Origin of the sequence: Sediminibacterium salmoneum NBRC 103935 (assembly GCF_000511175.1) — a bacterium.
Classification (GTDB): domain Bacteria; phylum Bacteroidota; class Bacteroidia; order Chitinophagales; family Chitinophagaceae; genus Sediminibacterium; species Sediminibacterium salmoneum.
The window spans coordinates 1,730,106-1,755,379 of sequence record NZ_KI866530.1 but is presented as its reverse complement, the minus strand read 5'-3'; the positions used below and the strand labels follow the sequence as shown (position 1 = coordinate 1,755,379).

The following is a 25,274-nucleotide window of genomic DNA, read 5'->3' as shown; positions in this document are numbered from 1 at the left end:
TGCAGCCCTAATGAATATCTTTGAACTATGTATCTGGTAAAAACACCCTGGTGGCTAAGGGCCTGGTTTTCGGGCTATACCTGGCGCATGCCTCGTACGGATAAATCCATCTATCTCACATTCGACGATGGTCCGCACGAAAAAGCCACGCCCTTTGTGTTGGTTACGCTACAACAATACCAGGCCAAAGCCAGTTTCTTTTGCATCGGGAAAAATGTGCGTAAACACCCGGAGATCTATCAGCGCATATTAGCAGAAGGCCATACCGTGGGCAATCATACAGAGCATCATTTAAATGGATGGAAAACGCCGGACGAACAATACCTGCAGAACATACGGCAGGCCGAAGAAGTAATTGAGAGTTCTTTTTTCAGACCGCCTTATGGACGGATCCGCCGCAGTCAGGCGAAACAGCTGGATAAGCAAATTATTATGTGGGATGTCTTAAGCGGCGATTTTGATCCTAATTTAACCCCCGAAGGCTGCCTGGCTTATTGTATTAAACATACAGAAGCGGGATCGATTGTGGTATTTCACGACAGCGAAAAAGCATTCACCAAAATGTCGCATGCATTGCCCAAAGTGCTGGATTATTTTTCGCAGCAGGGCTATCAGTTTAAAGCACTGTAATAGCTATAAAAATGGAAGGCCAGGGTAGAAACCCCGGCCTGTTTTTAATCCGTACCCTATGAAAACAAAGGTTACTGCTGCTGTTTTTCAACTTTCGCAGGGATTCATTTAATATCTTAATGTTCGTCTTTCGGTTTAATTACCTTTCGTGCATATATAAACGCAGTGCTGTTAACTTTATTTTAAATGCACTAAAAAAAGTAGAATTTTGATGCATGAAATGGATTGATACGCACTGCCACTTATATGTAGAAGAATTTAAAGATGATGTAGATGCAGTGATAGCAAGGGCTCAGGCTCAGGGAGTTGCTCAGTTTTATTTACCAGGCATCGACAGTGAATCCATTCCGGCCATGCTGGCCCTTGAAGCCAACTACCCCGGGGTATGTAAAGCCATGATGGGATTGCACCCCTGTTATGTAAAAGAAAATGTGCAACAAGAGCTAGCCATTGTAGAGCATTGGCTGGAACAAAGAGATTTTTGTGCCATCGGCGAAATAGGCCTCGATTATTATTGGGATACCCAGTTTAAAAAAGAGCAACAAGAAGCATTTGCCACCCAGATGGAATGGGCGGTTCAAAAAAATCTACCGATCGTAATTCATACCCGAAATGCCATGCAGGAAACCATCGATATGGTAAAGCCCTTTGCGGCCAGGGGGCTGAAGGGAATTTTTCACTGTTTTAGCGGATCCTATGAGTCGGCCCAACAAATCGTGAATATGGGCTTTTTGCTAGGCATAGGCGGAGTGCTTACTTATAAAAATGCAGGCCTGCCCAAGGCATTGGAGAACATAGGGGTAGAGCACCTGGTGCTGGAGACCGATGCACCCTATTTAAGTCCGGTTCCATACCGGGGCAAACGCAACGAACCCGGTTATCTGGTGCACGTGGCAGAAGTGTTGGCAGGGGCTAAGGGGATTACAACCGCCGAATTAGCGGAAATCACTACTGCCAACGCAACGGCTTTGTTCAGGGGATGAGCTTAAAGAATGGAATCTTGCTTTCGAGGCTTACTTCCCTAATTTACAGCGAAAACCTTCCCTAGTTTGCCGATTAGGGCCTATATTTGCAGCCCAATTAAACAACCATATACAGAGAGGTGTCCGAGTGGTTGAAGGAGCACGCCTGGAAAGTGTGTATACGGGAAACTGTATCGAGGGTTCGAATCCCTTCCTCTCTGCAACAAGATGAACGAAAAAAAACCTGACGAAGTCAGGTTTTTTTATGCCCCAGTTCGATTCCGGGACTTTAGTCCCGAGGGAGAAATGGGGCATAAAAAACCTCGGGCACTGCGTGCCCGGTTTTTCCCGTTCCCTCTTATTGCTACCCCCACCCGGGGATCATCGAAGCTAATCGCTGGGCACAGCTGCGAATACCCAAAGGGTAGAGCAGCTAATCCTTTCTTAGCGGAGCTAACTAAAAGGCAACGCAACAACCCAAAGGGAATAAAAACTCCTTATTTGCCCCAATTTATGTAAATTGCGACAGTAGACTAGCCTAATTTATATAAATATGGATATTCCTCGTATACTACAAACGCAAATTGAGTCCAAAATTGGACAACAAAAAGTAATCCTACTTTATGGTACAAGACGAACGGGAAAGACAACAATCATAGAAAAGGTTGTTCAAAAATATTCGAAAGATGCAATGCTTTTGCATGGAGAAGATATGCAGATATCAAACATCTTACAAAATAGAACGGTTTCAAATTATCAAAAACTAACCAGCGGAAAGAAAATCATTATTATAGAAGAAGCACAAGCCATTCCAGAGATTGGCAAAATTTTAAAACTATTAATTGATACGGTAAAAGGTATTACAGTAATAGCAACTGGAAGTAGCAGTTTTGATTTAGTAAATAGCGCTGGAGAACCATTGGTTGGAAGAAATTTTGAATTTTATTTATTCCCGATCGCTCAGGTTGAATTGTCCACTATTGAAAATTTTATTGCGACCAATCAAAATTTAGAAGAGCGGCTTGTTTATGGAAGTTATCCTGAGTTGTGGCATTTAAATACTATACAAGAAAAAGAAACTTATTTAAAGCAAATGGTTAATAGCTATTTGTTGAAAGATTTGCTTTCTTATGAAAATATAAAGGGAGCTGATATTCTTTTTAAATTATTGCAAATGCTTGCTTGGCAATTAGGTAGTCAGGTAAGTACGGTAGAATTAGCCTCACATTTACAAATAAATAAAGCTACAGTTGAACGGTATTTAGATTTACTCTCCAAAGTATTTATCATCTATCCATTAACAGGATATAGCAAAAATCTTAGAAAGGAAGTTACTAAAAGTAAGAAGTGGTATTTTTTTGATAATGGAATCAGAAATGCTTTAATAAACAATTTTAGTCCTTTGAGCCAACGAAATGATATTGGTCAGTTATGGGAACAATATATTTTAAGTGAGCGTATTAAGTTCAATCGCTACAATAATTATCAACCTCAATACTATTTCTGGAGAACTTATGATGGACAAGAAATAGATTTGCTTGAATTAAATAATGGTCAGTTACAAGCATTAGAATGTAAATGGAAAGAGTCAAAAGCTAAAGTTCCGCTTGCTTTTGCTAAAGCATACCCAGAAGCTAAATTTTCAATAGTAAACAAAGACAATTATTTAGATTGGATTACCACTTCTCAACATATATGAATTAACCAAGTCTATACATATTTTGACCAATAGGTAAACTGCCCCTGATTGGGTATTCATATAAAGTATATTTGAAAGCAAGGTCATAAGTACCCTTTCAAATAAACTTTTTATCATGAAAAATTTTGTTTTAGTCCTAATAGCATTTTTTGCTTTTTCTTTTCCAGCTTTTGCACAGCCCAGCAACAATAAAATTCCTGAGCCTTTTGCTCAAATAAAAAGAGCAGGTGAAAAAGAAGTATATATTCCGGGCAAAGTTTTTCGTACACCCGATAATAATAATTATCTAAGCGATACCAGTGAATTTAGTTTTAGCAGAATGGCTGAGTCTAAAAATATAGTTGTTTTTTGGGCAAAGGAATTTGGAAAAGATCCAATGCAAAACCCCAATGAACAAAAGCGTTTTAATGTATCCAATGCCCTGGAAGAGTTAGAGCGGTTTTATGATTATTATGTGAATCAGTTAAAATTGGTAGTAAGAGGAAATTCTTTAACAGACCAGTATAAAATGGTGCTATATGTTATTGGTGGAGAGGGTGCAACTGCACTTGGTGGGGGAGCGGATAATAAAATCGGGATGCTATGGACGCCTGCAGCCAGAATGAATAAAGCACCATACGGTGCACTGGCGCACGAATTAGGACATTCTTTTCAGTTTATGATCAGAGCCGATAATAAACGCGGACCAAGAGGATCTATTGCTGAAATGTCTGCACAGTATATGTTGTGGCTTTATCCGTATTGGATGACTTTATGTAATCCCTTCCTCTCTGCATAATTTTTTATCCTGCGTTAAGGGTAAAGGAGAAGGCACTCCCCTTTCCTAAATCACTGATTACAGTAATTTCTCCTCCCTGCGCCTCAATAAATTCTTTGCTGATGCTAAGTCCAAGTCCAGTCCCTTCTTTTTTAGAGCTGGGAATTCTAAAGTAACGATCAAAAATCTTGTGGATGTATTTAGGTTCAATGCCCTGACCAGTATCCATCACGGAAAACTTGATTTTATCATTTTCTGCACGTACTTCAATATGAACAGTAGCATTTTCGTGACTATATCGAATTGCATTGGAAACCAGGTTGATCAAAACCCAGCTGGTTTTGTCTTTGTCTGCCGATACTGTAGAAACTGAAGGGTCAATCGAAATGGACAATTGTATGTTTTTATTATTAGCTGCCAGTTTATTTGCAGTAACTGCAGCATTAATGATTTCTTCAATTGGAGTGGATTGAATTATCATCTGAATAGACCCGGTTTCTACCTGGGTCATGTTAAGTAATTCACTGGTAATTTTCAAAAGTCTGGTTGTATCTTCTTTAATGCTTTCAACCAAGTTTTTTTGCTCCGGGTTCAGTTCTCCCAAATGTTGATTCTCCAGCAGGTCCAGGCTCATCCGAATGGAAGCAATAGGCGTTTTTAGTTCATGAGACACTGTTGCAATAAAATTGGTTTTGGCGTAGTCTAATTCTTTATAGGGAGTAACATTTTGCAATAAGATAACAATTCCAATAAGCTGTTCTACATGCTCTCCTGAAGGAATGATATTGATGGGGATGATTTCTTTTTCAAAATAGCTTTCTTTGTTATCTGCATAAATCTTTATTGGTATTTTATTTTGTTGTTTGGGTTGGATAGGTTCGTATAAGTCTTTTACCAATAATCTAATCAAATCATTTTTCAAAGCTAGTTCTTCGGCAGATTTACCCACAATTTCATCTGCTTTAATGCCACAAATTCTAATTGCCATATTGTTCATAAACAATACTTTCTTGTTGTGGTCTAAACCTATTACAGGATCCTTCAAATTGTTAATCAGGGTTTCAATTCTTTTCTTTTCAATCAGTAATTTTTGAAGACTACTAGCCTGGTATTCTTCCAGTTTTTCCGCCATGGTATTAAAGGAAGAAGCCAAAACTCCGAATTCGTTTTTTTGTTAAAATGTAATCTTCTGGAATAATTTCTTTCCGCAATTTCTTTTATACTTTCTGTTAATTCTCGAATCGGATTAGCAATATTTCCTGGCAGATTAAATAGTAAGGTAAATGAAATCATGAAACAGATGCAGCCAATAATACTCACCCAAAATATAGAGCGCTCCGAAGTAGATTCTGCAATCATACTTTTTCTTTCAATGGCTTGCATATTCAAAAGCATGATATCCGACAAATCCTTTCTGATACTTCTGATTTGAGTCGTATCCAAAGGATTTTTTTGTAATAAGTTAAAATGAATAGCAAGCTTTGTTGTCAATTCTCCTTCACCGGGCTCTGTAACATTTTTTTGTTGTAATGCAAGATTTTCAGCAAAAAGATTTTGGTTAACTGGTAAAAAAATATTGTTATCCAAGGCTATTTGCATTTTCCTGGAATAGTCCAATGTATTGTAATTAGCCACCAAAATATTCTTTGTATCCAAACTAAGTTGATGGATGAAGAGGATGCTGATGGAGGCCAAAAGAAAAATCAGACTAAATAATAGACCCAATCCTAATTGGAGTTTCTGTTTAATTTTCATTAGCTTAATATTACTAGGTCAATATCACTACTCGACATTTTTTTCAATAATTCATTGAATACATTGGTGGCTAATATAAGTCTGAACAAACTCAAATGTGGTTTGCCAATGCAAATTGTGGTAATCTGCCGCTGATCGGATTGTTCCATAATCGCTTTTGCAATATTGGTATTTTCTACTTTAATAATTTCAGCCCCAAGTTCTGTAGCCAATTTAAAATTATTAATTAAGTGTCTTTGTTTATCAAGTGCTATTTTATCTGTTGCTTCTGCAGGTATTTGTACATATAAAACATACCATTTGCTATTATAATAATTAGCCAGTCTGGCTGTTTTGCGAATAACTGTTTTGGCAGTTTTTTCATTTGAACTTATACAGGCTAAAAATCGCTCATGTTTTATAGCATTGACATGAGTAATTTCTGATTCTACTTTTCTTTCTACTTGTGAAGCAACTTCTTTTAGTGCCAGCTCTCTCAATTGTAGAATATGCTCACTTTTAAAAAAATTCTTTAGTGCTTGTTCAATTTTTGTAGGATCATAAATTTTCCCTTCTTTAAGCCGGGATATCAATTCATCTGCAGTAAGGTCAATATTGACAACTTCGTCTGCTTGCGCTAAAACACTGTCAGGAACTCTTTCTTTTACTTCAATTCCTGTAATTTGTTTAACGGCTTCATTCAGACTTTCAATATGTTGAATATTAACAGCACTAATTACATTAATGCCCGCATCAATAATTTCTAGTACATCCTGCCATCTTTTTTCGTTTTTGCTTCCCTCAATATTCGTATGTGCTAATTCATCTACAATGACTAATTCGGGTCTGGTTTGAATAATGGTTTGGACGTCTAGTTCTTCCAATTCTTTGCCCTTATAAAAAAGTTTTCTTCTCGGAATTACAGGTAAACCCTCTAAAAGGGCATGGGTTTCTTTTCTGTTATGGGTTTCAATATATCCTATTCTAACATCAATGCCATTTTTTAATAAAGCATGTGCTTCCTGAAGCATCCGATAGGTTTTACCAACACCCGCACTCATGCCAATGTAAATCTTGAATTTACCTCTTCTCGATTTCTTGATGAGATTGAGAAACTGTTGAACTTTTTGGTCTTTTTCTTGCATAAGCGAGCTGTTAGAAGAAGATAAGCATACTAGGCTGAATGCTAAAATGAAATGGCAATTGCTGTTGTCATAAAGAAATTACCAGTACTCAGCCGACTATTTTTTTCAAATATTTTATCATTAGACGAGAAGCTACGGGCTTCAATGCGCCAAACTGCCTGATCGCTTAATTGGCGATCGTAGTTGATAGAATAACCCCAGGTTTTAAATCCATTGGTTGTTCCGGTACTGATAATCACTTGATTTGGGTCGTTATAATATTCTATTCGGGCAGTAATACTGTTTTTGTTATCTGCCTTTAGTTTTGCCATAACGATTGGGGTATACCAGGTATTGTATTGATTGCTTCCTTTGTATTTTTGTTCAAATCCAATGTCAAATCCAGCTGTAACAGCCCATTTAGAAGATAGCTGGAATATACCATAAAAATTATGGAAGTATCGCATCTGACGTACGCTATCTGGTTTATCATTGCCAATAAAAGAACTACTATTTAAGGTGACTGCATCATTGGGTTTATACGTTATTTGATGGCCAAGTCCAAGGGTACGATTTCCAGGCACTCGTTGCATTCTTTGCCATCCATTTAAGACCAATCCGCTGAGTGTCCATTTTTCATTGGGTGAAATATAGGTTAATTTTACCCCCGATTCATAATAAGGCGAATTATCAGCGAGAATGCCCCTGGTCAGAGACCAGCAATCTTTACCAATTGCACTTTCAAAGCCAATATGTGATGCAAAAATACCTGCATCCAACCAAAGATTGGCGGTCTTAGATAATTGTAAGCCGACGTTGGCTTCATAAATATTTTTAAGCACACCAGGTTCTGCAGCCAGGTTGGCATTCATATAGGTTCCTGTGGCAACAGCTAAATTGGCTCTCACTCCATTTTGTGCATAAGCTGCTTTAATATATCCCAGGTTCAGTGCCACTTCATTGTGTTTATTGTGCGAATATGCAAATCCGGGGCGGGTATTGGAAAGCGGTCTTCCAAAATCGTAACTATAATAGGTTTCAATGTATCCGCTAAAGGAAACCGCGGGACGGTCTTGTTTATCCTGGGCTACTACAATACCACTCAATAACAAACTAAAAAATACGCTCAACAAAGTTTTCATTTTTATTATTTTAATTGATCCAACGAAATATTTAAGGCCAATACATTAATGACTGACGGGCCGAACATGGGTTGTTCTGTATGTTTACGTATTAATTCGTTCAAGTTGGCTTCCGGAATATTTCTAATTTGGGAAATCCGTTTAACTTGTATGGTTGCTGCTTCAACAGAAATATGGGGATCTAAACCGCTGCCACTAGCTGTTACCAGCTCAGCTGGGATGTCTTTTTTATGAATACCCGGATTGTGTACCATAAAACTGTCGATACGTGCTTGAACTGTAGCTAAATAATCAGGATTAGCAGGTCCCTTATTGCTGCCGCCAGATCCAGCTGCATTATAGCTCACGGCCGAAGGACGACTATAGAAATATTGGCCTTGTGTAAATGTCTGGCCGATATTCTTGTAGTAAGATTGCCCATTGGCAATGATTCGTTTTCCTTGTCCTTTATCGGGTGTTAGGTGGGCAGCTCCCCAAATAAGAAGCGGATAAATACCAGACAAAAGAATCAGCATTACAAGGGTTAATTTTATTGCAGAAAATACATGTGTTTTCATTTGATGAATTTGAGCTCTTTACAGAGTTATTAATAAAATATGGTTACTGCCATGTCAATCAGTTTGATACCTATAAATGGAACAATAATGCCACCTAAACCATAAATAATAAGATTCCTTCTCAACAAGGCGCTTGCCCCAATAGGTTTATAAGCCACACCTTTTAAAGCCAATGGAATTAACAAAGGAATGATAAAAGCATTGAAAATCACCGCAGAGAGAATGGCGGTTTCTGGACTTGTTAATCGCATTATGTTTAATCCTTGTAAAGCTGGAATTGCGCTAACAAACAAAGCAGGTACAATAGCAAAATATTTTGCCACATCATTGGCAATGCTGAATGTAGTAAGGGTGCCCCGGGTCATGAGCAATTGTTTGCCAATTTCTACAATTTCAATCAATTTAGTAGGGTCGTTGTCTAAATCTACCATGTTTCCTGCTTCTTTAGCTGCCTGCGTTCCACTATTCATGGCAACCCCAACATCTGCCTGTGCCAATGCGGGTGCATCATTGGTTCCATCGCCCATCATAGCCACCAGTCTGCCTTCTGCTTGTACTTTGCGGATATAATGCATTTTGTCTTCTGGTTTGGCTTCTGCAATAAAGTCATCAACACCAGCTTTCTGGGCAATATATTGCGCCGTAAGTGGATTGTCTCCTGTAACCATAACGGTTTTAATCCCCATTTTACGCAAGCGTTCAAAACGTTCCTGAATACCGGGTTTAATGATATCCTGTAATTCAATCACCCCCATCACCTGTTCATTCTCAGATACAACCAACGGAGTTCCGCCATTGGCAGAAATTTGTTTGACTCTTTGGTCAATGGCCTCAGGAAAAGGATTCCCTTTCTTTTCACAAAGATTTCGAATAGCATCAGCAGCTCCTTTTCTAATGCGCGTGTCTTCTCCTATATCAATACCAGAGCTTCTGGATTCAGCAGTAAATTTGATGAATCTTGCATTCTTTATTTCGTAATCTGCAGCGTTTACGCCCACCAATTCAATGATTGATTTTCCTTCCGGAGTTTCATCTGCCAAAGAGCTTAACAATACGGATTTAATGAAACAATCAGGCGAAATACCTTCCGCAGGATAAAAATGAGTTGCTTTTCTATTGCCAATCGTAATAGTTCCAGTTTTGTCTAGTAGCAATACATCAATATCTCCAGCTGTTTCAACTGCCTTTCCACTTTTGGTAATTACGTTGGCTCGCAAAGCCCTGTCCATGCCTGCAATACCAATAGCAGAAAGCAACCCTCCGATGGTAGTAGGTATCAGGCAAACAAACAAAGAAATAAATGCAGCAATGGTTATGGGTGCTTGCGCAAAGTCAGCAAAAGGTTTTAATGTAACCGTTACCAAAATAAAAACCAAAGTAAAACCTGCAAGTAAAATGGTCAATGCAATTTCATTAGGTGTTTTTTGTCTGGAAGCACCTTCTACTAACGCAATCATTTTATCCAGAAAACTTTCACCTTGTTCTGTGGTAACACATACGACAATTCTATCGCTCAAAACCTTAGTACCCCCTGTTACACTGCTTTTATCGCCCCCTGCTTCTCTAATTACAGGGGCACTTTCTCCGGTTATGGCACTTTCATCAATGGTAGCTAGACCTTCAATAATTTCACCATCCGAAGGAATAATATCGCCTGCTTCGCAAACAAAATAATTGCCTTTTTCTAATTGAGAAGAAGGGATGATTTTTATTTCGCCCACTATCATTTCGCCAACAGGTTGTAACATTTTGGCTGGGGTTTCTTCTCTGGTTTTACGCAGGCTATTGGCTTGCGCTTTACCTCTTGCTTCTGCAATGGCTTCTGCAAAATTGGCAAATAATAGGGTAAAAAATAAAAGCACCGTAATGACCAGATTGTATACAAGACTTCCCTGGCTTTGCTCGCCCATAACAATCCAAATACAAACTCCTCCCATGATAATGGTGCCTAACCATACCATAAACATTACAGGGTTGCGGAACATGTTAGCAGGATGCAATTTTACAAAAGATGCTTTTAGGGCCTCTACAACAAGGTCTTTACTAAATAAACGATTTGATTGATTTTGTTTCATGGGGATGGAATTAATAGAGCGTAAAATATTCAGCAATCGGACCGAGTGCCAATGAAGGGAAAAAGGAAAGAGCAGTAACTATCAAGATCACAGCAAAAATCATAATGCCAAAAGTGGAAGTGTCTGTTTTTAGGGTTCCTGCACTTTCTGGAATTTGTTTTTTTGCTGCCAGCATACCTGCAATAGCTATTGGTCCAATAATGGGTAGGAAACGACCTAGAATTAGAACTATTCCCGTACTAATATTCCACCAAAGTGTATTGTCGCCAAGACCTTCAAATCCACTTCCGTTATTGGCAGCGGAAGAAGTATACTCATACAACATTTCACTGAAACCATGGAATCCAGGGTTGTTTAACCAGCTAGCATAGGCTTCGGGATTATTTACGTATAGATAGCTCGACAATGCTGTTCCTACTAATATTAAGAAGGGATGAAGCAAAGCAATTAACATTGCAATTTTTATTTCATTCGCTTCAATCTTTTTTCCAAGAAATTCAGGGGTTCTTCCAACCATTAATCCACTTATAAAAACAGCGAGAATGATGAAGATGAAAAAGTTCAGCAGGCCTACCCCACAACCTCCATAAAAACTATTAACCATCATGGCAAGCATTTCATTCATGCCACTCATGGGCATGGTACTGTCGTGCATGGCATTAACAGATCCTGTAGAAATGACGGTGGTAACAATGCTCCAGAATCCAGATGCTGCTGCACCAATTCTCATTTCTTTGCCTTCCATGGCGCCTAATTTCTGCTGAATACCCATTTTAGCTATGGCAGGATTGCCATTGACTTCCTGAACAATGTTGGGGATGGCCAGCAGAAGAAAGCCCACTGTCATCACTCCAAAAATCATCCAGCTCATTTTTCTTCTATTGATAAAATAGCCAAAGGCAAAAATCATAGAGAATGGAATTAACAATTGCGCTATCATTGCTACCATATTCGAGAAATAGGAGGGGTTTTCTAAGGGATGGGCACTGTTAGAGCCAAAATAACCGCCCCCATTGGTTCCCAGGTGTTTAATTGGGATAAAAGATGCAACCGGCCCTCTGGATACTTGAATAGTGTCTCCTTGCAGGTTTACCATTTGCTCTTTCCCTTCTAAGCCCATCGGCATTCCATCAAAAAGAAAAAGTATGGCAATTACAACGGAAATAGGAAGTAATATTCTTGTAATTGATTTTACAAAATAGACATAAAAATTACCCAGTTGATGAGTAGCCCTGTCTTTGAGCGCTTTGAACAATACTACAGCTGCAGCCATACCAGTTGCTGCACTAACAAATTGTAAGAACTGTAAGAACAATTGACTTAGATAACTAACGCCCGTTTCTCCTGAATAGTGTTGAAGATTACAATTCACTACAAAAGATATAGTGGTATTAAAAGCAAGATGGGCACTCATGTCCGGATTCTTATCCGGATTCAGGGGTAACCAACTTTGGTTCATTAATATCAGCATGCCTAATACAATCCAAACCCCATTAATAATCATCATGGCCAACATATGTTGTTTCCAATTCATTTCTGTGTTGGGATTAATGTTGCTGATGCCGAAGAGCCATTTTTCCAGGGGATTAAAAACCCTGTTAAGTCGCGTAGGTTGTCCGCCATAAACTTTTGCCATGTATTTGCCTAAAGGAATGGCCAACAACAAGCTAATAGTAAACATAAAGACAATACCAATCATTTCTGAATACATAGGATAGATTTAAAATTTTTCAGGTTTAACCAGTACATAGCACATATAGCAGAATACCAAAATGGAAATAATAAATAATACAAGCATAGCTTTCTATTTTTAGTGTTGCCAAACAATAGACAATGCTCGTGCCTGTTCCTCAAAAACAGGTGAGATTCAATAAGGGAAAGGGTTTGCGCTATGGCACGCTGTTTTGGGATAAAAAAAACCCTTTCATTTTGAAAGGGTCTAGATTATCGTTTCGATAGGGTTAGTTTACTAGTGTAGCTTATACTCATCTATTTTCCGGTATAAGGTAGTAAGGGCAATATTCAGCAATTTGGCAGATTCTGTTTTATTGCCATTGGTATATTTTAGTACTTTCTGAATATGCTTCTTTTCCATTGCGGCCAATTCTAAGGTGTCATTCTCATCAGCAAATCCTTCCATTTGAAAGTCGGAAGGCAGTGTAACTGGCAAAAGAAGATTTCCATCGGAAATAATTAGGCTTCTTTCAATTACGTTTTTCAATTCTCTGATATTGCCTTTCCACGGATGCGCTTTAAGGGCTTTCAAATACTCGGGTGACAATTGAACTTGTTTTTTATTCAGCTTTTCTGCAAAATGCAAACAAAAGAATTGTGCAAGTTCATTGATGTCCTGAGTTCTCTCTCTTAATGGAGGTAAATGAATTTGAAAAACAGAAATCCTATAATACAAATCTTCTCTAAAATGGCCTTGCTGTATTTCCAGTTGAAGATTCCGATTGGTTGCAGCGATGATTCTTAGATTCACTGTGGTTGGTTTACTGTCTCCTACTTTTAAAAATTGACCACTTTCTAATACACGAAGCAATTTAGCCTGAAGATCAATCGGCATTTCTCCAATTTCATCCAGAAAGACCGTTCCTCCGTTGGCTTCTTCGAAAATACCTTTGCTGTCTTTTATTGCCCCGGTAAAAGCTCCGGCCTTATGACCAAATAATTCGTTTTCTAGTAATTCTTTACTGAAAGCCGCACAGTTAATGGCAATGAATGTTTTTTTACTTCTACCACTATTGTGGTGAATAGCTTGTGCAAAAACTTCTTTGCCTGTACCTGTTTCTCCATGCAATAAAACAGTAGCATCTGTTACTGATACTCTTTCTGCTGCGCGGATGGCTTCCTGAATAGAAGCTGATTTACCCAAAATGCTGGCAAAGGAATATTTGTTTTCTAATCTTTTTTCAAGTTGAAACAATCGTTTTGATAGAGCAACTTTTTCTAATGCTTTATATAGGAGGGGAATGATTTTATCGTTATCGTCTGCTTTGGTTATATAATCAAATGCCCCTTTTTTCATAGCCTGAACCCCATCCGGGATATTGCCATAGGCAGTTAACAAAATAACTTCAATAAAAGGGTATTTTTCTTTGATTTGCCCTAGCAGTTCTACACCATTGGTGTCTGGTAATTTTACGTCACAAAGCACAACATCCACAGAAAGCGTTTCGAGTTTTTTCAAAGCCAGTTTGGCTGTGCCTGCTTCTAAAACGTCAAATCCTTCCAATGAAATAATTCTGGAAAGTAAGGAACGAAGTTTTTCCTCATCGTCAATTATCAAAATGGTATTCACACTACAAATATATTGTTATCTGTTTTTAACGGGATATACGATTTTGAAGCTGTGCGCAAGCCATTTAGAGATATAGGGACGGAATTTACAGTAGCGTCCCGGATGGGCCACCAAAGGATATACTGTAAAAGTGAACGGGAAACCAGCCAATGTAAAAGCAGTGCCTGGATCCTATGTACAAATCAACAGGGTTTGGAAATCGGGCGATGTAGTAGAAGTGAAAATGCCGTTTCAGTTTCACTTAGATCCGGTGATGGATCAGCAGAATATTGCCAGTTTATTTTACGGCCCCATTTTATTGGCGGCTCAGGAAACCGAAGCCAGAAAAGAGTGGAGAAAAATCAGTTTCGATGCAAATGATATTGGCAAATCAATCAGTGGCGATCCAAAGCAATTGCAATTCAATATTGGGGATGTGGTTTTTAAACCGTTTTACGATTCATACGGTAGACATTCAGTTTATTTAGACGTACAGTTCAATTAGCATACGGGGGTTTTTTGGACGGGAAGCAGGATAACACTTGCTTCCCTTTTTTTTGATTAATTTGTGCGTAATCAAATTGAATCAAATGCGGAGGATGTTGGCTATTGCAATTGTATGTTTTGTTTTTTCTGCAGCGGCATTTGCACAAGTACCGAAAGCCTATCCCCAGCAAGTGCAGGGCAATGCCCAGACTGCTCAGCAAAAAATGGACAAAGCTTTGCAATTTTCCAAGGAAGGAAAATATGTGGCATCCATAGAATTGTATCAGGACCTGCTCAAGAACCATGTAGCAGAATTAAAAAAAGACATTGCACTCAAGTCATTGGTGTATCTGGAATTGTCTTTTAGTCATTCCAGTTTGGGAAATCAGAAAGAAGAAATAGACTATGTAGAGAAAGCCATTGAAATAATGGAGAGTCATTTTACACAGATCAAGGAAATAGACTATTTAACAGCCTACAATAATCTGCATTACTATTACGGAGAATACGACGATAAGCAAGGTGAGCAGAAAACCTATCAAAAATTTGCTACTTACTTTAAAGCCCGATTCAAAGGAAAAGAAGCTTCCCCTGCTTATTATTATGCCAGAAGAATACTTAGAAAAATGGAAGTGATTGCTGCCGGACTGGAAGATGATCCTAAAAAAGCCGTAGCGATTATTCAAAGCTTCCAACAGGAAATAAAGCAAAGTCCTTCAGAAGAATTACAGGCCGACAGGTCTTATTTACTTGCCTGTTATTCCAGCCTCTGTGACTATTACAATTACAATTCAACCGATCATGCCGCAGGTATTCAGGCAGGCAATGCTTTCTTGCAAACGGCCACTGCCTTGAAAGACTCTTTCAATATCATGTTGTCGCATTCCAAACTGGCCAATCAGTATCGGGAAATGGGCGACTATAAAAAAGCCCTGTATCATGTAGAATCCTCTTTGCAAAGTTTTCAATTTCCACCAACCAGCATCAGCCGCTTCAGTTTAGAAACCATGAAAGCCATGAATATGGCCAGTTTGCAAGATTATACACCCGCAATGGCCATTGTGGAGCGGAATATACTCTCCCTCTTGCAAACCCATATTGGTCCGAACCAACAGATACTGAGTTTTAACCCTCAACTGATTAAGCAACTGAACAATAGTCGCTATGTAAATATTTTTGCCAGTTCTGCACTGATCTTTATTGAAGCCTATCGGCAACAAAAGAAACCCCTGTACTTAGAGAAAGCAGAGAAGCTGGTATCAACCGCTTCCTTATTGTTTGGCGAGTATTACAAGAAAGGCAGTTACAACAGTACCTTGAATAACCTGCACAAAAAAATTGTGGAAGGATATTTATTTGTTGCAATCGAAAAATATCCCAATGCTTATCTCCCTAAAAAAAGAATTCTTGAGCAAATAGAGAAGAATACTTCCTTTCATTTAGCCAAGTCTTTTGAATTGCAGTTATTAAAACAAAATACCCCGATTGCAAAATTGATGCATGAACTTCAGTGGCAACAACAACAAAAAGAATTCTGGTCGCAGGAACAAATTGAAAAAGGGAAAACAGTAGACTATTCAACAAAAATTCAGGAACAGGTAGTAGCCATACAAAAACTGGAGAAGGAAATAGCCACTAAACAAAAAGCATTTACCAATTTTACGCTGGCCAATTATTCTGTAGACGCCTGCATGCAACTTCTGCAACCCCAACAGGCGATACTTAAATATTATGTGGCTACCAATTATGCCTTCCGTGTATTGATTACCCATGATGATATTGCCATCCAGCAGCTGGGTACCGTAAAAGCGCTGGCTGAAAAAGTAAATGAATACAATGCATTGATTAAAAAACCCAATAGCAATTGGAAGCCCTTGTCTGCTGCATTGTATGAGCAGCTGGTAAAAGGAATTCAACCGCAGCAACTCACCATTATCCCCGATAATTTTTTAAACTATTTGTCTTTTGAAAGTCTGTACAATGCAGCAACCAAACAGTTTTTGGTGAACCATTTTCCCATTACTTATAACTATTCTCTTTCCTTGTGGTACCTGCATCAAAAAAACAGAAACACTACTGATAAGGCAAAACTGGCCGCTTTTGCCCCGGACTATACACAAACGGTTTATAAGAATGCTTCTTTAGCAAAGCTTCCCTTTGCCAAAGAAGAAGCAGAGCAGGTAGCGGGCATATTCAAAGGAGATTCTTTTACTGGTAATGCTGCTTCCAAAGAAAATTTTTACGATCAATCCAACAAAGCCAGTATGCTGCATTGTGCTGCGCATGCGGTTTTGTACGATAACAATTTCAATGAATCCTGCCTCTTGTTCAATCAGGCCCAACCGCTGTATTTAAGTGAACTTTACACAAAAGCCATGCCTCTGGAATTGGTGGTACTCAGTGCTTGTAATACCGGTGCGGGTAAATTGGTAGAGGGAGAGGGACTGATGAGTTTGTCCAGGGCCTTTACCTATGCAGGAGTAAAAAGTACAGTGGTAAGTTTATGGCAGGTACCAGACAAAGAGACGGCAGCAATTATGGTTTTGTTTTACCAGTATTTAAATAAGGGATTGAATAAGGCAGCGGCATTGTCAAAAGCAAAACAGGATTTTGTAAGCCAATATCCATTGTATGCACATCCTTATTTCTGGAGTGGATTTATACTAACGGGGAATGATGCCCCCCTTACTTCATCATCGGGCCCATGGTTCTGGCTTGTTTTGATAGGAGCAGTGTTGCTGGTTGTATCAGGCGCTTACTTTTTGTTCTTAAGGAAGAAAGCCTAATTCAGTTCCTAGTTTTTTTGCGTTGCCTGCAAATGGGTTATCGGTTGCTGCCGTTGATTGAATCAATGGTTTCGCTTTTGCTGGCTGCTCCATTTTTATGTATAACAAACCCAGGTACCAGGTGGCAATGGGTGCCGTTTCTCCTTTTGCTGCTATGGCTGCTTCAAAACTTTTTCTGGCGGCTTCATTTTGGTTCAGTGCCATTTGAGCAATTCCCATATACAATTGCAGGTCTTTCCATTGATCGCTTTGTTGTAATTGCTGAAATGCATAGATGGCTTTTTCGTAATCTCCACCATCATAGTAGGCAAATGCCTGAGATAAACGGGTATCGGAATTGGCCGTTCTTTCTACGGGTGCAATGGTATTGGGATAGGGTTCGTAATAAGCAGCGAAAAGGGCATTATAATCGGGGCCACGCAAAAGCTGAAGGGTTGTAAATAAGGCAGCAACAACAATGGAAGCAGCAGCTGCCCATTGCCAGATATAGCGCTTCTTTTTTGCCGCAATGGATGCTTCCAAAGCCTGTAATTGCTTTTTAGCAGCAGCTCTTTCTGCCAGGTGAATACTGGTAGCTATTTTTGATTCTTCATCCATTGTGTTCGGCAATTAGTGTTTTGAGTTGTTTAATGCACCTTGATTTTTGCGATTTAACTACATCTTTATTTTCATATCCCAACAAGTGAACAATCTCTTCCAGTTTTTTCTCTTCATAATAGAACAGCTGCAGAATCTTTTTACAGTGCACTCCCATCTTTTCATAATAGGATTGCAATAAAACAATTTGCTCCTCTTTTTGGGCAGCTTCCATAAAATCCCATTCTATTTCGGGTAGTTCTTCTATTTCAATGGTTGGTTTTTTTTCTTTTTTAAATGATGAAACAACATGTATTTGCCAATAGCAAACAAATAAGTAGCAACCGAGCTTTTCACCGCAATGGGTTTGTTCTTTTTTATTTGTTCCATCAGCGCAACCACAGCATCCTGATAAATATCAATGGCCGTATCCTTTGAAACGGAATAACCAAGGGCAAAGCCAATGAACTTCTCCCGATTTTCAGTGTACACACGTTCCAGGTCAAAAGACTTGTTGTTGATCATTAGTGTAAATATCCTTAAAAGGTAAATCGGAAAAAAATAATCTCTTTTTGGGGTTTACTTTTTTGTCAATGGTACACTAAAGCTAGAAACCATTCTAAAACCTTCATTATGAATTCTTTAAAGTTATTGTTCTTTTTGAGTTGCTTCTTGATACAATTGGCAGTTCAGGCTCAGGAAGAAAAGAAAAACCTGTTAAAGCGCATTACAGAAAAAACAAAGACTACTTCAGAACAAAGGGCTGAAAATACAGGAGACAAAATCGGCAATAAAATTGGCGATAAGGCAGATGCGGCAGTGGATAGTTTACTCAGTGGAGCCTGGTTCAAGAAAAAGAAAAAGCCCAATGCTGAAAATGAGAAGAGCCAAACAAAAGGGAAGACAAAATCTAAAAAAGAGGGTGATGATGAAGAAGATTCGAATGAAGAAGGGGCCAACGGAGACCGCAAAGCCAATGTAAAAAATGGTCCGCAATCGGTTGGAGCTTATGGAAAGTTCGACTTTGTTGCGGGTGAGAAGCAATTGTATTTTGACAATTTCGATCGGTTGGAAGTGGGAGATTTTCCTGCAGAAATGAATACCAACGCCAGTGGCGAAGTAGTAAAGCTGGAAAACAAAGAAGGCAAGTGGTTGCGATTGAGCAAGAATGGCTCCTTTGTTCCGGATGCCATGCAAAAATTACCAGAGAACTGTACCATTGAATTTCAAGTAGGTATCAATGCCGACCCTACCAATAATATGTCTGGATTTGGATTGAATTTTACTACCATACAGGAAGACCTCATGAAAGATGCATTCTTTTCAAAGGGCACGTCTATCGTGTATCTGCATCCAGGTGCAGCAGAAGCTGGTATATTCATTAATCCTACCAACGGACCAGAAATAGACAATCAAATTAAAATGCCACAGTGGGATGTAAAATCGGGGGATCAGTTTGTAAAAGTTTCCATATGGCGTCAGAAGGGAAGGCTTCGGGTGTATATGAATGAAGACAAAATCATTGATGTGCCCAGGTTCTTTACAGAAACCAGCAGCTACGGATTTGCTTTTTTCAGAAGTTTCTTTAACGACTGCGATATCTATATTACCAATCTCCGCTATGCAGTTGCAGGAGCAGATACCAGAAATAAATTACTTACGGAAGGAAGGTTTACCACCAATGAAATTTTGTTTGATGTAAACAGCGATAAAATAAAACCAGAGAGCAATACCATTCTCTCCGATATAGGAAAAGTGTTGTCAGAGAATGCTACCGTGAATGTTAAAATCATTGGGCATACCGATAACGATGGAGACGCAGCCGCCAATATGGTCTTGTCTAAAAAACGTGCTGAAGCGGTAAAAATGAGACTGGTTTATGGATTCGGCATAGACGAAGCCAGAATTCAGACGGACGGAAAAGGTGCCAGCGTTCCCTTGAATGCCAATAAAACACCGGAAGAAAAAGCCATTAACCGAAGAGTGGAATTCATAAAATTATAATTCTCTAATTCAGAAATCATTGATATGAAAAAAATTATCCTGTTCGTATTGTGTTCAGCCGGTTTTGTAGCCAATGCGCAATTTCGTTTACACACCAAGTGGACCAATTCCTTACAACATACCAGTGGCCCTGATGCAGGTATCACCCGTATTGCCAGAGAATTGATTTTTGCCACACCTGAGGCCAATACCTTAAAGATGGTGGATCCTTTTACTGTTATTGCCCGACCTACCAAGCCAATCAGCATTGATATGGAGAATGGTGTATACGTGAATAATATCAGCGCTTTCGATGCAAAAATATTTGATGCAGCGCTCAACCGATATATCATTGCGCTACCCATGGTTCGTCTTTCCGATACCAAAATAAATGGCAAAACTTTTGGAAGAGGCAAGCGCGTTTATCTGGCTTTGTATAAAAATAATTTCGACAGTACCCGATTAACGGTAGTAGAAAAACACGCATCCCTTAACTGGACAATCGGCAATCAAAGTCCTGCGGTGCAGGTAAGTAGCCCCAGTATCAGCGAGTATACTACAATTGCTGTAAGGTTAGACAGTGTGGAGTTCAGAGCTGCTGCGGGAACCAGTACGGGTTCTTTTCCCAAGCTAATTGATCTTACTAAAGCTATGCCACAAAGTATTCAATCTAATCGACCGATTGTACTTCCTCCTAAACCTGATGATGACGATAGTACTCAGCTGCTGAATGTAACCAGAACCAGTACCAGTTTTCGTTTCATGGTAAAAAGTATTGAGACCCTGAATATTGATACGGATGACGAGAAAGTAGTGCCAAATGCTTCCTTTAAAAACAAGGCAGAGTATCTGGGCGTACTGGTGGCAGAAGCCATTACCAGTAACAAGTTTTTTTCAGTTAACTTTTTCAATTTTCCCTCAAGAACCAATAGTGCAGCCAATCCTGTTCGGTTGGCAATGAGAGAGAAACGTACTATTCCCAATAGCGGTAATACCATTTTTACCATACCCAGAAATCAGTTTGAAACAGCCAAACTAAGGTTCGCAGGAAGTTTATCCGAAATTGATGAAGACTACAAAGTTGAAATGTCGTACACATCTGAACTTATTTTAGACAATAACCAATTCAGAGAAGTCTTAATGAAAAATCTTTTCAGCGGCACCAATTATTTTGATATCAGGCGTACGGGCGTTGGGTTTACTTTGCGGGTCCATTTTGAGATAGAAGAACTGAATTGATTTATTCAAACAGCCTGGTAAAATGGTTCTCCAGATGACTTCTCATGCCATTTCTGAATTCGTCAGGAGAACCATTCTCTAATATTTCAACAAGTTCATTGTGTGAAACGAATGTTTTTAGCATGGGCTGTTTTTTCAGCAAACCACTATTATGTACAAAATCAAACACAGGCAGCAACATTTTCTGGAATTTCTTTAGCGTTTCATTACCTGTAATTTCATACAGCTTTCCGTGAAACGCAATCTCGTGTTCAATATTAAATAAGTGATATTGAGTAGCTGGGGGTTCACCCGCAACAATCTGTCTTAATGCTGCAATATCTTCTTTGGTAATTCTGTGAAATAATAAGTCGGCCATGCCTATTTCCAATACCAATCGGATTTCAAAAATTTCTTTTAATGTTTCAGGAGCTAGTATATGAGGATTCATACTCTTGCTCATCATTCCAAAAATATCCGGACTGGTTATCACAGATCCCTTTTTCTTTTTAGACTCAATAAGACCCATTATTCTCAGACGAGTTAAAGCTTCTCTGATTACGGTCCTACTCACTCCCAAAGCCTCTGCCAATTCAATTTCCTTTGGAATCACATCGCCCACCGATAGTTTTCTTTTTTGCAAAAGATCTACCAGGCTATTTTCCACTTTGTCCACCAGGCTACTAGTGTCCATGGGTTTTATTTCATTCTTAATGAAAGCCAGGGTCATTAGATTATGTATTACTTATTATTTGCGAAATCCAAAGTTACCAAAAATGTAGCGATTTTTCGAATAACTCGTAATGCATTAAAAATCAATATATTATAAAATTGTTAAAATTTATTTGGCAGTTAATAAAAAACATTATTAGTTTTATGTCATACATAATACCAAAATAAAAATTGCTTACCATGAACGTAAATCGCTTTAAACTCAGCCTGATTGCATTGTTTACAATGCTTTCCACTGTGTTGTTAGCCCAAACCAAAAAATTCTCCGGCACTATCCTGAGTGATGATGCCAAACCCATTGCCGGGGTTTCTGTTACCATCAAGGGTAAAAAATCGGGAACCCAAACCAACACTCAGGGTATATTTACCATTGAAGCCAACGAAGGATCAACCCTCGTTTTCTCTATGGTAGGTTTTACTACCCGGGAAGTAGTAGTTGGTAATAGTGCTATCGTAGATCTAACGCTCAGTGCTGTAGTTTCTGAGTTAGAAGATGTTGTAGTAACCGGTTATGGTTCTCAAAAAAGAAAAGAGATCACCGGTGCGGTAATTACAGTGAATCCCAAAGCTTTTGAACATTCACCAACCACAAACGTTGCCACTGTATTGCAGGGTAATGCACCGGGTTTAAGAATCCAGCAGCGTACGGGTCAACCCGGCACCACCCCTTCTATTACTTTCAGAGGAGGTACAGAATTTGGTGGCGGTGGTACCCCTTTGTTTATTGTTGACGGAGTAATTGTTCCCTCTTTGTATGGATTAGACATCAATGATGTAGCAACCATCGATTTATTAAAAGATGCCGCAACTACTGCTATTTATGGTGCAAGAGCTGCAAACGGTGTAGTGTTGGTTACTACTAAAAAAGGAAAGAAAGGTAAAGCGCAAGTAACTTACTCATATCAAAATACAACCAACTATATCCGTAAAAATCCCTCCGAGTATTTGAGTGCATCCGATTATATCCGTATGAACCGTCTGGGTATACAGGCAAGGTTCAGAGGAGATTCCTTAGACAACAATACCGGTGCAATGAACACAGACCGTGGACAGCTTTTAGGTGCATGGGGATGGGCAGTGAACTCAGGCTGGAGAACCGATTTAGGTTTATACACCACACAATTATTAAACAATGCCAACAGAGCACTTTTGAACGATTCCAGATGGAGATTATTGGTAGACCCTAATCCATTTGCTCCTGGCACAATGGATAGCATCATCTTTACCGATATCAGTGCAAGAGAAAGAGAGATGATGATATTGCAACAAAACAATACCAGTGAGCACAATATCAATTTCTCAGGTGCAAATGAGCAAGGTAATTATGCATTGTCGTTAGGTTCTGTAAGAGATAACGGTATGATTATCGGCTCTCAGTTAAAGAGAATGAATTTGAATTTTAACGGGGGATTGAATATTGGGGAAAGATTAAAAGTGTCTACCAATATCAGCGCGTACAATGTGGAACAGGCTTTGCCTTACGGCGGATTTGGCGGTGTTGATCCCGAGGGCGGTGCAGCGGGTGGATTGTTACAGCGTTTTGTAGGGGTGGCTCCAACCATTCGTTATACCAACTATGCAACCGGCGAAATTCTGCCTGGTCCAAACGATGTTACTTTAGGTAACCCGGCATACTGGAGTAATTTAACTGTAAACAATACCAACCAGCAACGTTTCCTGGGTGGTATTAATTTAGAATATACCATTCTGCCCTATTTAAAAATATTGGCAAGTGGATCAGGATATTATCAATACACCAACAATAATTTCTTTACCAAAGCTTATCAGCAAGGTAATGGTGGTGCTATGAATACCAACAGAGCTGCCAGTTTTAATACATCTAAAACCATGCAGTACACCACCAATGCATTCCTGCAATTCAGCAAGCGTTTTAAAGAACACAATGTAACGGCATTGGCAGGGATGGAATTTTATGATTACAAAAACTATGTTACTTCTGGTTTTGCGCAAGGGGCTCCAACCGATTTAATTCCATGGTTGGCAGCAGCTACACCTCCTAATGTGCAGGGAACTACCATCGTAAATCCTGCAGGTGCTTCTTCTAACTTTGATCAGTGGGAAAGAATTGCCTCTTCTATTGCACGGGTAAACTATTCATTTATGAATCGTTATTTATTAACCGCAGTAGTAAGAGTGGATGGTTCCAGCCGATTGAAGAAAGGAAATTATTATGGTACATTCCCCGGTGTTTCTTTGGGATGGAATATGCACGAAGAAGGATTCTATAAAAACTCTTTTTTGTCTAAGTTTATAACAAGAGTTAAACCCAGATTAAGTTATGGTGTTAATGGTAATGTAAGCTCCTTAGGATTCTTTGCTACTTCTCAGGTATACAACAATGCAGGAACCTATAATGGTTTCGGCGGTACCTATGTAGCCAACTATATCAATTCCGATGTTAGATGGGAACGTACGAATAGCTTGAACATTGGATTGGATGCGGGTATCTTAAATGAAAAAGTTACATTCAGTGTTGATTATTTTGTTAGAAACGTATTTGACAAATTAGCCGGATTAAATATCTCTTCTCAAACTGGATTCAGCAGTTTCACCACTAACCTGGGTCAATTACAAAATCGAGGAATTGAGTTGGTAGTGAATGCCAAAATTATTGAACCTAAAACAGACGGGGGATTTGCTTTATCTGTAGGCGCTAACTATTATCATGTAAAAAGTTATGCTAAAAAATTACCTTTCAATGGTCTGGAAGGTAACAGAACCAGCGGCTTCTTTGTATGGGATCCTAAAAATCCGGGTAAACAAATTTATGTGGGTGGTTTAGTAGAAGGACAGCGCATTGGCTTAGATGAAGTATGGGCGCCTAAGTGGGATGGTATTTACACCGATCCTTCAACCATTGCCAGAGATGCAAATGTTTATAATGCATTCTTGCCTTATAATAACAAACGCATTAAGCAATTGGGTGATGCACAATGGCATCAGGTAAATCCTAACGATACCATCGACAGCAGACAATTTGTTTATGTAGGCAGAACTACGCCACAACATATGGGTGGTTTTAATATTGCCAGTTCATTTAAGGGTATCCGATTATATGCACAGTTCGATTACGCATTTGGTTTTGTGGTTTTGAATAACCAGATTGTAAGAGGGTTAAGTCAGGTACAGGGTTCACAAAACTCTACCACAGATGTATTAAAAACATGGACGCCAAACAATCCTACTGCAACCATGCCCAGATACTATTGGGCAAACCAGGGTAGAAACTATGCTACAGATGCAAGTGGAAACAATCCTGCAGCCAACTTATGGGAGAAAGGAGATTATGTAATGCTGAGAGAATTAACCCTGGCATATGATTTACCCGGGACTGTTATCAGCAGATACTTAGCCAACAGAGTTAAAGGATTGAGCGTAAACGTTACTGGATCTAACCTATTCTACCTATCTGGTTACAGCGGTAATTTCCCGGAAGTGGGAGGAGTAGACCAGGGTAAATTCCCTCTACCCCGAAGATTAACCATTGGCGTAAGAGTAACCCTGTAATG

General features: G+C 39.1%; 20 protein-coding genes, 1 tRNA gene and 1 pseudogene. 10 read left to right on the top strand and 12 right to left on the bottom strand.

Going from position 1 to position 25,274, the window contains the following annotated elements; translation table 11 throughout:
- Positions 1-27 precede the first annotated feature (27 nt).
- From P767_RS0108240 to P767_RS16425, 5 genes are all read left to right on the top strand, one after another.
- Positions 28-630 carry a polysaccharide deacetylase family protein gene (locus tag P767_RS0108240; RefSeq protein ID WP_026764121.1) on the top strand — a complete coding sequence of 201 codons (603 nt, stop codon included), beginning with the start codon at positions 28-30 and terminating at the stop codon, positions 628-630.
- Between the two features lie 215 nt (positions 631-845).
- Positions 846-1,613 carry a TatD family hydrolase gene (locus tag P767_RS0108235; protein ID WP_026764120.1) on the top strand — a complete coding sequence of 256 codons (768 nt, stop codon included), beginning with the start codon at positions 846-848 and terminating at the stop codon, positions 1,611-1,613.
- A 113-nt stretch (positions 1,614-1,726) separates the two neighbouring features.
- Positions 1,727-1,813 (top strand) — tRNA-Ser (locus P767_RS0108230).
- Between the two features lie 332 nt (positions 1,814-2,145).
- On the top strand, positions 2,146-3,291 hold the full coding sequence (locus P767_RS0108220; protein ID WP_026764118.1) for an ATP-binding protein: 1,146 nt from the start codon (positions 2,146-2,148) through the stop codon (positions 3,289-3,291).
- Between the two features lie 115 nt (positions 3,292-3,406).
- Positions 3,407-4,069 carry a DUF6055 domain-containing protein gene (locus P767_RS16425; RefSeq protein WP_026764117.1) on the top strand — a complete coding sequence of 221 codons (663 nt, stop codon included), beginning with the start codon at positions 3,407-3,409 and terminating at the stop codon, positions 4,067-4,069.
- 4 nt (positions 4,070-4,073) lie between these two features.
- Here P767_RS16425 and P767_RS16420 read toward each other — a convergent pair whose 3' ends face one another.
- From P767_RS16420 to P767_RS0108180, 8 genes are all read right to left on the bottom strand, one after another.
- Positions 4,074-5,201: a sensor histidine kinase gene (locus tag P767_RS16420; RefSeq protein ID WP_245586864.1), complete on the bottom strand. Its 1,128-nt coding sequence runs from the start codon at positions 5,199-5,201 to the stop codon at positions 4,074-4,076.
- Positions 5,129-5,803 carry a hypothetical protein gene (locus P767_RS18845; protein ID WP_245586863.1) on the bottom strand — a complete coding sequence of 225 codons (675 nt, stop codon included), beginning with the start codon at positions 5,801-5,803 and terminating at the stop codon, positions 5,129-5,131. The genes P767_RS16420 and P767_RS18845 overlap by 73 nt, the downstream gene beginning before the upstream one ends.
- Entirely contained in the window at positions 5,803-6,927 is a 1,125-nt protein-coding gene (locus tag P767_RS0108205) for a histidine kinase (protein ID WP_026764116.1), read from the bottom strand. The genes P767_RS18845 and P767_RS0108205 overlap by 1 nt, the downstream gene beginning before the upstream one ends.
- Positions 6,928-6,968: 41 nt before the next feature.
- Positions 6,969-8,048, bottom strand: a complete 1,080-nt coding sequence (locus tag P767_RS0108200; protein ID WP_026764115.1) for a porin — start codon at positions 8,046-8,048, stop codon at positions 6,969-6,971.
- 5 nt (positions 8,049-8,053) lie between these two features.
- Complete coding sequence (locus tag P767_RS0108195; protein ID WP_026764114.1) at positions 8,054-8,605, bottom strand: potassium-transporting ATPase subunit C; 552 nt, start codon at positions 8,603-8,605, stop codon at positions 8,054-8,056.
- 29 nt (positions 8,606-8,634) lie between these two features.
- On the bottom strand, positions 8,635-10,680 hold the full coding sequence (gene kdpB / locus P767_RS0108190) for a potassium-transporting ATPase subunit KdpB (RefSeq protein WP_026764113.1): 2,046 nt from the start codon (positions 10,678-10,680) through the stop codon (positions 8,635-8,637).
- 10 nt (positions 10,681-10,690) lie between these two features.
- Positions 10,691-12,391: a potassium-transporting ATPase subunit KdpA gene (gene kdpA, locus P767_RS0108185; RefSeq protein WP_026764112.1), complete on the bottom strand. Its 1,701-nt coding sequence runs from the start codon at positions 12,389-12,391 to the stop codon at positions 10,691-10,693.
- A 258-nt stretch (positions 12,392-12,649) separates the two neighbouring features.
- On the bottom strand, positions 12,650-13,984 hold the full coding sequence (locus tag P767_RS0108180) for a sigma-54-dependent transcriptional regulator (protein WP_026764111.1): 1,335 nt from the start codon (positions 13,982-13,984) through the stop codon (positions 12,650-12,652).
- A gap of 109 nt (positions 13,985-14,093) precedes the next feature.
- On the opposite strand from P767_RS0108180, the pseudogene P767_RS0108175 reads away from it, so the two are divergent.
- Both P767_RS0108175 and P767_RS0108170 read left to right on the top strand, forming a co-directional pair.
- A pseudogene (locus P767_RS0108175) lies at positions 14,094-14,468 on the top strand (beta-L-arabinofuranosidase domain-containing protein); the annotation flags it as partial.
- Between the two features lie 85 nt (positions 14,469-14,553).
- Complete coding sequence (locus P767_RS0108170; protein WP_084799877.1) at positions 14,554-17,235, top strand: CHAT domain-containing protein; 2,682 nt, start codon at positions 14,554-14,556, stop codon at positions 17,233-17,235.
- On the opposite strand, the gene P767_RS0108165 is transcribed toward P767_RS0108170, so the two are convergent.
- Genes P767_RS0108165 through P767_RS0108155 form a run of 3 tightly spaced genes read right to left on the bottom strand, consistent with a single transcriptional unit; the run spans position 17,218 to position 18,336 of the window.
- Complete coding sequence (locus P767_RS0108165) at positions 17,218-17,832, bottom strand: tetratricopeptide repeat protein (RefSeq protein WP_026764108.1); 615 nt, start codon at positions 17,830-17,832, stop codon at positions 17,218-17,220. The genes P767_RS0108170 and P767_RS0108165 overlap by 18 nt on opposite strands.
- Entirely contained in the window at positions 17,825-18,046 is a 222-nt protein-coding gene (locus P767_RS0108160) for an RNA polymerase sigma factor (RefSeq protein ID WP_026764107.1), read from the bottom strand. The genes P767_RS0108165 and P767_RS0108160 overlap by 8 nt, the downstream gene beginning before the upstream one ends.
- Positions 18,047-18,075: 29 nt before the next feature.
- Positions 18,076-18,336: a sigma factor gene (locus P767_RS0108155; RefSeq protein ID WP_026764106.1), complete on the bottom strand. Its 261-nt coding sequence runs from the start codon at positions 18,334-18,336 to the stop codon at positions 18,076-18,078.
- A gap of 108 nt (positions 18,337-18,444) precedes the next feature.
- Here P767_RS0108155 and P767_RS16415 point away from each other — a divergent pair, with 108 nt between their 5' ends.
- On the top strand, positions 18,445-19,815 hold the full coding sequence (locus tag P767_RS16415) for an OmpA family protein (RefSeq protein WP_084799875.1): 1,371 nt from the start codon (positions 18,445-18,447) through the stop codon (positions 19,813-19,815).
- Between the two features lie 24 nt (positions 19,816-19,839).
- Positions 19,840-21,033 carry a hypothetical protein gene (locus tag P767_RS0108145; protein ID WP_026764105.1) on the top strand — a complete coding sequence of 398 codons (1,194 nt, stop codon included), beginning with the start codon at positions 19,840-19,842 and terminating at the stop codon, positions 21,031-21,033.
- Position 21,034: 1 nt separating this feature from the next.
- On the opposite strand, the gene P767_RS0108140 is transcribed toward P767_RS0108145, so the two are convergent.
- Positions 21,035-21,706, bottom strand: a complete 672-nt coding sequence (locus tag P767_RS0108140) for a FadR/GntR family transcriptional regulator (protein ID WP_245586862.1) — start codon at positions 21,704-21,706, stop codon at positions 21,035-21,037.
- Positions 21,707-21,924: 218 nt separating this feature from the next.
- On the opposite strand from P767_RS0108140, the gene P767_RS0108135 reads away from it, so the two are divergent.
- Complete coding sequence (locus tag P767_RS0108135) at positions 21,925-25,272, top strand: SusC/RagA family TonB-linked outer membrane protein (protein WP_216593221.1); 3,348 nt, start codon at positions 21,925-21,927, stop codon at positions 25,270-25,272.
- The last annotated feature ends 2 nt before the right edge of the window (positions 25,273-25,274 follow it).